Origin of the sequence: Pseudomonas sp. (genome assembly GCF_049590575.1) — a bacterium.
GTDB lineage: Bacteria > Pseudomonadota > Gammaproteobacteria > Pseudomonadales > Pseudomonadaceae > Aquipseudomonas.
On sequence record NZ_JBAWDE010000126.1, the window covers coordinates 1 to 11,177 of the forward strand.

Consider the following 11,177-nt stretch of genomic DNA (forward strand, 5'->3'; position numbering starts at 1 on the left):
TGCGGCCGTGAAGCAGGTCGTCGATGGCCAGCGCATCGCGCACGCTGCGGGCCAGCGGGCCAAGGCTGTCGAGGCTGTGGGCCAGCGGGAACACGCCGTCGCGGCTGTAGCGACGGCTGCTGCTGCGGTACCCCACCAGGCCATTGAGCGCGGCGGGGATACGGATGGAACCGGCCGTGTCGGTGCCCATGGCGATCGGCACAATGCCCGCCGCCACCGCCACCGCCGAACCGGAGGACGAACCGCCGGGAATACGCGGCTGATCAGTCCCGTGCGGGTTATGCGGCGTACCGAAATGCGGGTTCAGGCCCAGCCCGGAATACGCCAGCTCGCTGAGGTTGGTCTTGCCCACGCTGACCATCCCGGCACGGCACAGCAGGCCGACACTGGGTGCATCGAGCAAGGCCGCGGGCGCATGGCGCCGGTACGCGGCGCCGGCGGTAGTGATGCTGCCGGCCACGTCGAACAGGTCTTTCCACGCCAGTGGCACGCCGTCGAACACGCTCAAGGGCTGGCCCGCGCGCCAGCGAGCGGCAGACGCCTCGGCTTCACGGCGCGCGCGTTCGGCCGTCAGGCTGATAAACACCGCCGGGACCTGGCCGGCTCTATCGAGCGTCTGCTCGAGGACTTGCACCGGGTCGCTGCGACCGCTGGCGAAATCCTCGGCCATTGAAGTGGCGTCTGACATCGGGTTGACCCCCCACAAAACGTACATATTAATAAAATGTACATTTTACAAAGGCAGATTCCGTGCCAATCTGTAGATACACCGCGCGCTGCATTCCGCGGATTCCGCGCAGAACTGCAGGATAGATGGCAGCAAGGCCGAGAAAAAATCCAGCGCAGGCGCGGCGAAATGCGCGCAACTGAATAATGTATCTTTTATGAATAAGTACATTTTGGTGCAGAAAAGTAACATTCCAACCTTCCAGGCCCCAAAAAAGTGCCACCGACGTGGCGCAGAGTGACAGGCGCATCTATGAGAGAATCCCCGGCCACCGTCCTATATGCCCCAGGGAACGTAATGAAAGCAGTGTCCGCCTCGGCCTCCCGTTACGCGATGATTCACCAAGTGTTGCGTGACGCGATCGTCAATGGCACCGCGCGCCACGGGTTGGTGTTGCTGGAGGCGCCGCTGGCCGAACTGTTCGGCACCAGCCGCGTGCCGGTGCGCAAGGCGCTGGACCTGCTGCATGACGAGGGGCTGATCTGCCGCTTCAATGGCCGTGGCTACCTGATCAACCCCGATGGCTTGGCGATGGAGCCACTGCGCCTGCCCCTGAGCCATGCGCACCTGGGGCTGAACGGTGAGGATGAACTGGTGGACACGCGGCCGCTGGGCGAGCGGATCGTCGAGGAAATCGGCGCGGCGCTGTCGACCTGTATAGCTTTCGGCCATTACCGCCTCGACGAGCAAGCCGCCGCTGACCATTACGGCGTCAGCCGTGCGGTGGTGCGGGAAGCGCTGATGCGCCTGCGTGACCGTGGCCTGGTGGAAAAAGAGCCGTACACCCAATGGCTGGCCGGGCCGCTGACCGCCAGGGAGGTGACCGAAGACTACGAACTGCGCGCCTGCCTGGAGCCCGAGGCCTTGCGCCAGAGCGCGCCGAACCTGGACCGCGAACTGCTCGAAGGCATGTTGCAGCGCGTGCTCGACGCCCAGGAAAGCCCCCATTGCAGCCTGGAGGCCATCGAGCAGATCGAAGAGGACCTGCACCAGCGCTGCCTGGCCGGCCTGCAGAATCGCAAGATCGCCGCGCTGATCCGCCAGGGCCAGAGCCCGATGATCATCAGTCGGATTTTCTACCGTTTGCTGGGGATAGGCGCCGACCCGGCCATGCTCGCCGAACATCGCCTGATTCTTGAATTACTGCTGCATGGCGCCTTCGATGCCGCCGCGCTGAACCTGCGCGAGCATTTGCAGCGCGCGCGCCAGCGCATGTTGCAGCGTTTGAAGGTGTTGTCGGTGTTACCCGAGCAACCGTTGCCAAGCTACCTGCATAAGATCAGCTGATTTTATGCAAATTGTTGCTAAGTACGCGCCGCCATTGAAACCACCGCTGCCCCGCCCCATCTAACCTCCATACTTCCTTATGCAGGTGCCCCATGAGCGACCAGCAAGAATTCCCGGACATCGACCTGAACGATTACGCCGATCCCGAAAACGCTGAACACGAAGCTTCTTCCAACACCGGCCTCGCCCTGCCTGGGCAAAACCTGCCGGACAAGGTCTACATCATCCCGATCCACAATCGGCCGTTTTTCCCGGCGCAAGTGCTGCCGGTGATCGTCAATGAAGAACCGTGGGCCGAAACCCTGGAGCTGGTGAGCAAATCCGACCACCACTCGCTCGCCCTGTTTTTCATGGACACCCCGCCTGAAGACCCGCGGCATTTCGACACCTCCAGCCTGCCGCTGTACGGCACCCTGGTGAAGGTGCACCACGCCAGCCGCGAGAACGGCAAACTGCAATTCGTCGCCCAGGGCCTGACCCGTGTGCGCATCAAGACCTGGCTCAAGCATCACCGCCCGCCGTACCTGGTCGAAGTCGAATACCCGCACCAGCCGACCCAGCCGACCGACGAGGTCAAGGCCTACGGCATGGCGCTGATCAATGCGATCAAGGAACTGCTGCCGCTCAACCCGCTGTACAGCGAAGAGTTGAAAAATTACCTCAACCGCTTCAGCCCCAATGACCCGTCGCCGCTCACCGACTTCGCCGCCGCGCTGACCTCGGCCACCGGTAACGAGTTGCAGGAAGTGCTGGACTGCGTGCCCATGCTCAAGCGCATGGAAAAAGTCTTGCCGATGCTGCGCAAGGAAGTCGAAGTCGCGCGCCTGCAGAAAGAACTGTCCGCCGAAGTGAACCGCAAGATCGGCGAGCACCAGCGCGAGTTCTTCCTCAAGGAACAACTCAAAGTCATCCAGCAAGAGCTGGGCCTGACCAAGGACGACCGCAGCGCGGACGTCGAGCAGTTCGAGCAACGCCTGGAAGGCAAGGTGCTGCCGCCCCAGGCGAAAAAACGCATTGATGAAGAACTGAACAAACTGTCGATCCTGGAAACCGGTTCGCCGGAATACGCGGTTACGCGCAACTACCTCGACTGGGCCACCTCGGTGCCGTGGGGCGTGTATGGCGAGGACAAACTCGACCTGAAACACGCACGCAAAGTCTTGGACAAACACCATGCCGGGCTGGACGACATCAAGAGTCGCATCCTCGAATTCCTCGCAGTGGGCGCTTATAAAGGCGAAGTCGCCGGTTCCATCGTGTTGCTGGTAGGCCCGCCGGGCGTGGGCAAGACCAGCGTGGGCAAATCCATCGCCGAGTCCCTGGGCCGGCCGTTCTACCGCTTCAGCGTCGGCGGCATGCGCGACGAGGCCGAAATCAAGGGCCACCGCCGCACCTACATCGGCGCCCTGCCGGGCAAGCTGGTGCAAGCGCTTAAAGATGTGGAAGTGATGAACCCGGTGATCATGCTCGACGAGATCGACAAGATGGGCCAGAGCTACCAGGGCGATCCGGCCTCGGCCTTGCTCGAAACCCTCGACCCGGAGCAGAACGTAGAATTCCTCGATCACTACCTGGACCTGCGCCTGGACCTGTCCAAGGTGCTGTTCGTGTGCACCGCCAACACCCTCGACTCGATACCCGGCCCGTTGCTCGACCGGATGGAAGTGATTCGCCTGTCGGGCTACATCACCGAAGAAAAAGTCGCGATTGCCAAACGCCACCTGTGGCCAAAACAGCTGGAAAAAGCCGGTGTCTCTAAAACCAGCCTGACCATCAGCGACGGCGCCCTGCGCGCGTTGATCGACGGTTACGCCCGGGAAGCCGGGGTGCGCCAGTTGGAGAAACAACTGGGCAAACTGGTGCGCAAGGCTGTGGTCAAGTTGCTGGATGAGCCGGATTCGGTGATCAAGATCGGCAACAAGGACCTGGAAAGCTCCCTGGGCATGCCGGTGTTCCGCAACGAGCAAGTGCTGTCCGGCACCGGCGTGATCACCGGCCTGGCATGGACCAGCATGGGCGGCGCGACCTTGCCCATCGAGGCGACGCGCATCCATACGCTCAATCGCGGCTTCAAACTCACCGGGCAGCTGGGTGAAGTGATGAAGGAGTCTGCTGAAATCGCCTACAGCTACATCAGCTCAAACCTGAAGTCGTTTGGCGGCGATCCGAAGTTCTTCGACGAAGCCTTCGTGCACCTGCACGTGCCGGAAGGCGCCACACCGAAAGACGGCCCGAGTGCCGGGGTGACCATGGCCAGCGCGCTGCTGTCGCTGGCGCGCAACCAACCGCCGAAAAAAGGCGTGGCCATGACCGGCGAGCTGACGCTGACCGGGCATGTACTGCCGATTGGCGGCGTGCGCGAAAAGGTGATTGCGGCGCGGCGTCAGAAGATTCATGAGTTGATCCTGCCCGAGCCGAACCGTGGCAGCTTCGAGGAATTGCCGGAGTACCTGAAGGAAGGCATGACCGTGCACTTTGCCAAGCGCTTTGCGGATGTGGCGAAGGTGCTCTTCTGACAGTTCTTTAGCGCCTGCACTGGCCTTATCGGGGGCAAGCCCCCTCCCACACTTTGATGTGTGAACGCATTCAAATGTGGGAGGGGGCTCGCCCCCGATGAGGTCAGTCCTGCCAACACACAACCCCGCCTCGTCACACCTTGTACCATCTTCGGTTATGCTCGCCCTTCGTCGCCCACCAACGGAGCCCTCATGACCGCTGCCCGCCTGCTTCTCCCCTTGAGCCTTGCCCTGCTGGCCGCCTGCGCCAGCGCCCCCAAGCAAAACGTCAGCGTGGACAACCAGAGCGCCTGCCCGCTCCAGCTTAAAACCGGACAAAACCTGATTCTCACCCTGCCCAGCAACCCCACCACCGGCTACCGCTGGGCCATCCAGGATTCCGCTGGCGGCGTGTTGCGCGCGCTGAGCCCTGAGGTCTACAGCAGCAGCGAGTCCGGCGTGATCGGAGGTGGCGGCCAATCCACCTGGCGCTTCCAGGCCTTCACGGCCGGTCAGGGCCGCTTGCGCCTGACCTCCCAGCAGCCTTGGGAACCGGAAGCCGAACCAGCCGAAACTTTCGACTGCGCCATCACGGTGAACTGATATGCCCTGGCTGATTCTTGCGTTGATGGGCGCCGGCACTTTTATCTACGGGCTGACCACCCACGCAGCGTTGCTGTGCCTGCTGGTCAAGCCACTGCCAATGCTGGCGCTGCTGGGTTGGTTGCACGATGTGCCGCCCACTGAGTATCGACGCTGGATCAGCCTGGGGCTGATTTTTTCACTGGTGGGCGATGTACTGCTCGCATGGCCGGGCGACCTGTTTATCTTTGGCCTCGGCGCCTTCCTGTTTGCGCACCTGGCCTACCTCAAGGCCTATTGCAGCGACTGCCGCCGCCTGGCGTGGTTGCCGCTGGTTTTGGCGCTGGGCGTAGGCGCCATCCTGCTGAACATCCTGATTTCCCACGGCCTCGGCGACTTGCTGATTCCGGTGGTGGTGTACGCCCTGGTGATCAGCGCCATGCTCTGGCGTGCACTCGCGCGGCTGGGCAGTGATGTGCCAAAACGCTCGGCCTGGCTGGCGGCCGCAGGTGCGGTGTCGTTTGTGTTTTCCGACACACTGATCGGCATCAATCGGTTTGTCGTGTCATTCGAGGCCGCGCCGTATTTATTGATCACCACCTATTGGCTCGGCCAGTGGGGCATTACGGCGTCGGCTTTCCATCAGACAACCCGCGCACACGAGGGCCAATTTGGCTAAAATGCCGGCCCTTCCCCCCTCGTCGCCGGAACAGCCGTGAGCAAAGAACCCGATCGCCTATTCGCCCAGCCCTTGCCCCAGGTGCCGGACTTCGCCTTTAACGAGGACGTGGTGCGCGTGTTCCCGGACATGATCAAGCGCTCGGTGCCGGGTTACCCCACCATCGTCGAGAACCTCGGCGTGCTCGCCGCGCAATTCGCCCAACCGAACAGTGTGCTTTATGACCTCGGCTCGTCCCTTGGCGCGGTCACCCAGGCGTTGCGCCGCCATGTGCGTACCGACGGTTGCCGGGTGATCGCTGTGGATAACTCGGCGGCGATGGTCGAGCGTTGCCGCGAATACCTCAATGGCCAGGACTCGATGTTCCAGGAGCTGCTGCCGGTCGAGGTGGTCGAGGGCGATATCCTCGCGCTGCAGTTTGCGCCGGCCTCGGTGGTGGCGCTGAATTTCACCCTGCAATTTATCGCCCCCGAGGAGCGCCTGGCGTTGCTCGGCCGCATCCGCCAGGCGCTGCTGCCGGGCGGTGCGTTGATTCTCTCGGAAAAGCTGCGCTTCAATGACCTTGAAGAACACGCGCTGCTCACCGACCTGCATGTCGCGTTCAAACGCGCCAACGGCTACAGCGAACTGGAAATCGCCCAGAAGCGCAGCGCCATCGAAAACGTCATGAAGCCCGACAGCCTCGAAGAACACCGCGAACGCCTGCTGGCGGCCGGGTTCTCGAAAGTCGTGCCGTGGTTCCAGTGTCTTAACTTTGCCTCGTTGATTGCCTTGCCATGATTGATCTGTCCCCCCTCGCCCGCCACCTGGTCGGCACTCCCCTGGCCGTGTGGGCCCAGGGCCTGCAAGCGCAACTCGATAGCAAGATGGAAAAGGGCCACGGCGACCTGGAGCGCTGGCAGAGCGCGCTGGATGCCTTGCCGAACATCCAGCCCAGCCAGGTGGATTTGCTCAACGGCCTGACCCTGGATACCGATTGCGACGACGCCACCCGCGCGCAGATGCACACCGCGCTGATGGGCCTGAGCCCGTGGCGCAAAGGCCCGTTCAACCTGTTCGGCGTGCATGTGGACACCGAGTGGCGCTCGGACTGGAAGTGGTCGCGGGTTGCGCCGCATTTGGATTTGAAGGGTAAACGCATCCTCGATGTGGGCTGCGGCAACGGCTATTACATGTGGCGCATGCTCGGCGCCGGCGCCGACAGCGTGATCGGCGTGGACCCCAACTGGCTGTTTTTCTGCCAGTTCCAGGCGGTGCAGCGCTACCTGTCGGCACCGAATGCCTGGCACCTGCCGTTCCCGTTTGAAGACCTGCCGCCGAACCTGGAAGGTTTCGACACGGTGTTTTCCATGGGTGTGTTCTATCACCGTCGCTCGCCCATCGAGCATTTGCTGGCGCTGAAGGACACCCTGGTCAAGGGCGGCGAGCTGGTGCTGGAAACCTTGGTGGTGGAAGGCGATCAGCAGCAAGTGCTGGTGCCGGAAGACCGCTACGCGCAGATGCGCAACGTGTGGTTCCTGCCATCGGTGCCGGCGCTGATGCTATGGCTGCGCCGCGCCGGGTTCAGTGAGGTGCGGTGTGTGGACGTGAGCGTGACCACGGTCGAGGAACAGCGTGGCACGGAGTGGATGAAGTATCAGTCGCTGAGTGACTTTCTTGACCCTGAAGATCACAGCAAGACCATCGAAGGGCTGCCGGCGCCGATGCGGGCGGTGATCATCGCCAGGAAATAGCGGTGAGTTCTCTCTGAACAAACAGAGATCAAAATGGGGGAGCGGGCAAGCCCGCTCCCCCATTTGCTTCCCGGCGTTCTTTAGAGCGCGGGCTTGGACCTTCTGGCCTTGAAGAATTCACTCAGAACAGTCCCACATTCTTCGGCCAACACTCCGCCTTCAAACAACACCCGATGATTCAAAAAGCCCTGGGTAAAAAACTGCCCCTGGCTTTGCACGATCCCGGCCTTGGGCTCCAGCGCGCCGTACACCACCCGCGCCACCCGCGAATGCACGATCAGGCCCGCGCACATGCTGCACGGCTCCAGCGTCACATACAGCGTGCTGCCGACCAGGCGATAGTTGCTGATGGCTTGCGCGGCGGCGCGGATCGCGACCATTTCCGCATGGGCGCTGGGGTCGTTGCCGCTGATCGGGCAGTTGAAGCCACGGCCGATGATTTCCCCGTCCTGCACCAGCACCGCGCCCACCGGCACTTCGCCGAGTGCGGCGCCTTGGGCGGCGAGGGCCAGGGCTTCACGCATAAAGTCCTGGTCGCGGCTGCGGTCGATAATCGAGGTGGGGCGAAACTGGCGCATCACGCCACCTCGATGGCGGCCATCAGGCCGGTTTCCATATGGTCGATCACGTGGCAGTGAAACATCCACACCCCCGGGTTATCCGCCACCAGCGCCACGCGGGCGCGCTCGTTCTTGCCGAGCAGGTAGGTGTCGGTGAAATACGGGATCACCTTGTGGCGGTTCGAGGCGATCACCTTGAAGCTCATGCCGTGCAGATGGATCGGGTGCTGGTATTGGGTCATGTTCTTCAATTCGAAGATGTAGCTCTTGCCCTTCTCAAGCTTGGCAATCGGGCGATCGGCGCAGGTCTTGTCGGTGATGTCCCAGGCCTTGCCGTTGATTTGCCACAGGCTCGGCGGCTTGCCGTCGTCCACCGACACCGTACCCACCCACTCGAAATTGAAGTTGAGTTTCTCGGCATTGGCCAGGTCCGGCTCGGCAATCGGGTTGGCGGGCAATGCCGGTGGCCATGGGGTTGGCGCGTCAGTATTGGCGACCGAGCGGAACGTGCCCAGGCGCACCGGGCCGTTGCGGATGGACAGCTCTTCACCGGCCGGCGGTGCCTTGATCGCCAGGCAGATGCGCATGCCCGGGCCCAGCCAGTATTCCTTGCCCAGCGGGCGCGGCTCGATGGGGTTGCCGTCCAGCGCGTAGATCTGCGCTTCCACGTCAGGGATGTTGATGCGATAGGTCAGGGTGTTGTCGAGGTTGAGCAGGCGCACCCGGGTGATCTGCCCGGCGGGCAAGTCGATGACCGCTTGGGACACGCCATTGATCGTCGACAGCCGCCCGGCGGTGCCGCCACGCGCCGCCTCGCGCGGGATGCTGAAGGCCACAAAGGCGCCCTCTTCATCCACGTGCCAGCTCTTCAGGCTCAGGGTGCGCTCGTGTTTGAAACCGGTGGGCTCGCGCTCTTCGATGATCAGCGGGCCGACCAGGCCACGGCCCAACTCTTCGCTGCTGTTCACATGGGGGTGATACCAGTAGCTGCCGGCGTCGGGCACGCGGAATTTGTAGTCGAAGTATTCGCCGGGCAGCACCGGCAATTGCGAGACATAGGGCACGCCGTCCATTTCCAGCGGCAGGCGGATACCGTGCCAGTGGATGGTGGTGGCGACCGGCAGGTGGTTGATGAAACGCACCCGCAGCCATTCGCCCTGGCGCACCCGTAGCTCGGTGCCCGGCGCCGAAGGGCCAAAGGCCCAGGCTTCGGTCTTGTGCCCCGGCACCAGTTCCACGTCGAGCGGCGCTGCGATCAACTCGTAATCGTGCCCCGCCTCGGCCTCGGCGACTTTCCCCAGCCAGTAGCGATAGCCGCCACCGGCACCGACGCCCACTACGGCCAGGCCGGCGAGACCACCCAGGATTTGTCGACGGGAAAAGGATCGGGACACAACAACCTCACGTATCTGCCGCAAGCCAGAGGCCCGCAAAGGGCAGATACGATACACCTGCATCGGCTAAACAGTAAGGCTTCGCATTGCCGCATGGCCGAATTCACTGAGGTCAAAATGTGGGAGGGGTCTTGCCCCCTCCCACATTGGATCGTCAGTGTCTTTAGTGTTTGGCGGCAGCCAAGATCAAGGCTTTCATCTCGGCCACCGCGCCTTTGAAACCGACGAACAGCGCGTGCGCCACCAGCGCATGCCCGATGTTCAGCTCGTTGATGCCCTTGATCGCGGCCACCGCTTCGACGTTGTGGTAATGCAGGCCGTGGCCGGCGTTGACGATCAGGCCTTCACTCAGCCCGCACTGTACGCCGTCGATGATGCGCTGCAGCTCATCGGCCACTTCGGTGGGCGTGGTGGCGTCGGCATAACGGCCGGTGTGCAGTTCGATGGCCGGCGCACCAACACGTCGCGAGGCTTCGATCTGACGTTCGTCGGCGTCGATGAACAGCGAGACTTCGCTGCCGATCGCTGACAGGCGCTCCACCGCGGCCTTGATCCGTGCTTCCTGGCCAGCCACGTCGAGGCCGCCTTCGGTGGTCAGTTCCTGGCGGGTTTCCGGGACCAGGCAGATGTGCGCCGGGCGAATGCGCTCGGCGAACGCCATCATTTCTTCGGTGACGCCCATTTCGAAGTTCATGCGGGTTTGCAGCACGTCCTTGAGCAGCAACACATCGCGCTCCTGGATGTGCCGGCGGTCTTCGCGCAGGTGCACGGTAATGCCGTCGGCGCCCGCTTCTTCGGCGTCCAGCGCGGCCTTGACCGGGTCGGGGTAACGGGTGCCCCGGGCCTGGCGCAGGGTAGCGACGTGGTCGATGTTGACGCCAAGAAGAATGCGATTGCTGGTGGTCACGGAAGCGCTCCTGAAAAGGGAAAGAATCGGTGCACAGCATACACGGGGATGTCAGGGCTTTCGAAACAACTCGCGACTGACCAACGGCTTGCCGCCCAGGTGCACGGCCAGCGCCTGGCGCATCAGGCGTTTGGCGGCAGACAAGGCGCCGGGGGCGGTCCAGTCGGCTTCGCTCATGGCCAATAGCTCCGTGCCCTGGAACAGGCCCGGTTGCAGCAGGTACACACGCTCAAGGCCGGCGTCCACTTGCAGGCGGTACATGCCGTCGGCGGCGATGGGATCGCCGTGCAGGTCGTTGCTCAGTTCGAAGCCGTAGCCCAGGTCGTCGAGCAGGCGCCATTCGAAAGCGCGCAGCAACGGTTCCAGCGGCCGACCTTCGGCCAGGGCCAGCAAGGTGGCGGCGTAGTGATCGAACACCCCCGGGTGCGGGTCCTCGGCGGGCAGCAGGCGGATCAGCAACTCATTCAGGTAAAGGCCGCTGAACAATGCCTCGCCATTGAGCCAGGCTGACGTGCCGACGCTTTCTAGGCGACCGACGTTTTTCAGTTCACCCTTGCCCCGAAACTCCACGTCCAGGGCCACGAACGGCCGCGCCAACGTGCCCGCCTTGCCCCGCGCGCTGCGCAAGACTGCGCGCAGGCGGCCCTGGGGCGTGAGGAAGTCCACCAGGGCGCTGGTCTCGCGGTAGGCGCGGCTGTGCAGGACGTAGGCGAGTTGGCTGGGGGGTTGGGATTGGGACATGGGTTCTCTATCTTGAAAACAACACAAACCTAATGTGGGAGGGGGCTTGCCCCCGATGGCAGTGTGTCAGCC

Annotated in this window: 12 protein-coding genes; 6 read left to right on the forward strand and 6 right to left on the reverse strand. The window is 63.0% G+C overall.

What is annotated here, in order from left to right; all coding sequences use genetic code 11:
• Together WBR57_RS09960 and WBR57_RS09965 are read right to left on the reverse strand one after the other, a co-directional pair.
• Positions 1 to 688: amidase family protein (locus WBR57_RS09960; protein ID WP_424083680.1), on the reverse strand; the 688-nt coding region annotated here is incomplete at its 3' end.
• 28 nt (positions 689 to 716) lie between these two features.
• Positions 717 to 977: a hypothetical protein gene (locus WBR57_RS09965; protein ID WP_424083681.1), complete on the reverse strand. Its 261-nt coding sequence runs from the start codon at positions 975 to 977 to the stop codon at positions 717 to 719.
• 47 nt (positions 978 to 1,024) lie between these two features.
• Here WBR57_RS09965 and WBR57_RS09970 point away from each other — a divergent pair, with 47 nt between their 5' ends.
• From WBR57_RS09970 to cmoB, 6 genes are all read left to right on the forward strand, one after another.
• A complete protein-coding gene (locus WBR57_RS09970) occupies positions 1,025 to 2,014 on the forward strand; it encodes a GntR family transcriptional regulator (RefSeq protein ID WP_424083682.1) in 990 nt (329 codons plus the stop codon).
• Between the two features lie 92 nt (positions 2,015 to 2,106).
• Positions 2,107 to 4,530 (forward strand): endopeptidase La, encoded by a 2,424-nt coding sequence (gene lon / locus WBR57_RS09975; RefSeq protein WP_424083683.1) that lies wholly within the window; start codon positions 2,107 to 2,109, stop codon positions 4,528 to 4,530.
• A 192-nt stretch (positions 4,531 to 4,722) separates the two neighbouring features.
• On the forward strand, positions 4,723 to 5,112 hold the full coding sequence (locus tag WBR57_RS09980) for a protease inhibitor I42 family protein (protein WP_424083684.1): 390 nt from the start codon (positions 4,723 to 4,725) through the stop codon (positions 5,110 to 5,112).
• A 1-nt stretch (position 5,113) separates the two neighbouring features.
• A complete protein-coding gene (locus tag WBR57_RS09985; RefSeq protein ID WP_424083685.1) occupies positions 5,114 to 5,770 on the forward strand; it encodes a lysoplasmalogenase in 657 nt (218 codons plus the stop codon).
• Positions 5,771 to 5,806: 36 nt separating this feature from the next.
• A complete protein-coding gene (gene cmoA, locus WBR57_RS09990; RefSeq protein ID WP_122543535.1) occupies positions 5,807 to 6,550 on the forward strand; it encodes a carboxy-S-adenosyl-L-methionine synthase CmoA in 744 nt (247 codons plus the stop codon).
• Positions 6,547 to 7,503: a tRNA 5-methoxyuridine(34)/uridine 5-oxyacetic acid(34) synthase CmoB gene (gene cmoB, locus WBR57_RS09995; RefSeq protein WP_424083686.1), complete on the forward strand. Its 957-nt coding sequence runs from the start codon at positions 6,547 to 6,549 to the stop codon at positions 7,501 to 7,503. The genes cmoA and cmoB overlap by 4 nt, the downstream gene beginning before the upstream one ends.
• A gap of 80 nt (positions 7,504 to 7,583) precedes the next feature.
• On the opposite strand, the gene tadA is transcribed toward cmoB, so the two are convergent.
• The 4 genes from tadA to recO all read right to left on the reverse strand — a co-directional run bounded on the left by tadA (position 7,584) and on the right by recO (position 11,105).
• Entirely contained in the window at positions 7,584 to 8,081 is a 498-nt protein-coding gene (gene tadA / locus WBR57_RS10000; protein ID WP_424083687.1) for a tRNA adenosine(34) deaminase TadA, read from the reverse strand.
• Positions 8,081 to 9,457: a multicopper oxidase family protein gene (locus tag WBR57_RS10005; protein WP_424083688.1), complete on the reverse strand. Its 1,377-nt coding sequence runs from the start codon at positions 9,455 to 9,457 to the stop codon at positions 8,081 to 8,083. Before WBR57_RS10005 ends, tadA begins: the two co-directional genes overlap by 1 nt.
• A gap of 163 nt (positions 9,458 to 9,620) precedes the next feature.
• Complete coding sequence (gene pdxJ, locus WBR57_RS10010; RefSeq protein WP_424083689.1) at positions 9,621 to 10,364, reverse strand: pyridoxine 5'-phosphate synthase; 744 nt, start codon at positions 10,362 to 10,364, stop codon at positions 9,621 to 9,623.
• Between the two features lie 51 nt (positions 10,365 to 10,415).
• Positions 10,416 to 11,105, reverse strand: a complete 690-nt coding sequence (gene recO, locus WBR57_RS10015) for a DNA repair protein RecO (RefSeq protein WP_424083690.1) — start codon at positions 11,103 to 11,105, stop codon at positions 10,416 to 10,418.
• Positions 11,106 to 11,177: the final 72 nt, after the last annotated feature.

Excerpts from the sequence above, each read along its gene's own strand:
- lon (WP_424083683.1), top strand. The coding sequence starts at position 2,107 with ATGAGCGACCAGCAAGAATTCCCGGACATCGACCTGAACGATTACGCC.
- recO (WP_424083690.1), bottom strand. The coding sequence starts at position 11,105 with ATGTCCCAATCCCAACCCCCCAGCCAACTCGCCTACGTCCTGCACAGC.
- WBR57_RS09965 (WP_424083681.1), bottom strand. The coding sequence starts at position 977 with ATGCGCCTGTCACTCTGCGCCACGTCGGTGGCACTTTTTTGGGGCCTG.
- WBR57_RS09970 (WP_424083682.1), top strand. The coding sequence starts at position 1,025 with ATGAAAGCAGTGTCCGCCTCGGCCTCCCGTTACGCGATGATTCACCAA.
- WBR57_RS09980 (WP_424083684.1), top strand. The coding sequence starts at position 4,723 with ATGACCGCTGCCCGCCTGCTTCTCCCCTTGAGCCTTGCCCTGCTGGCC.
- cmoB (WP_424083686.1), top strand. The coding sequence starts at position 6,547 with ATGATTGATCTGTCCCCCCTCGCCCGCCACCTGGTCGGCACTCCCCTG.
- WBR57_RS09985 (WP_424083685.1), top strand. The coding sequence starts at position 5,114 with ATGCCCTGGCTGATTCTTGCGTTGATGGGCGCCGGCACTTTTATCTAC.
- tadA (WP_424083687.1), bottom strand. The coding sequence starts at position 8,081 with ATGCGCCAGTTTCGCCCCACCTCGATTATCGACCGCAGCCGCGACCAG.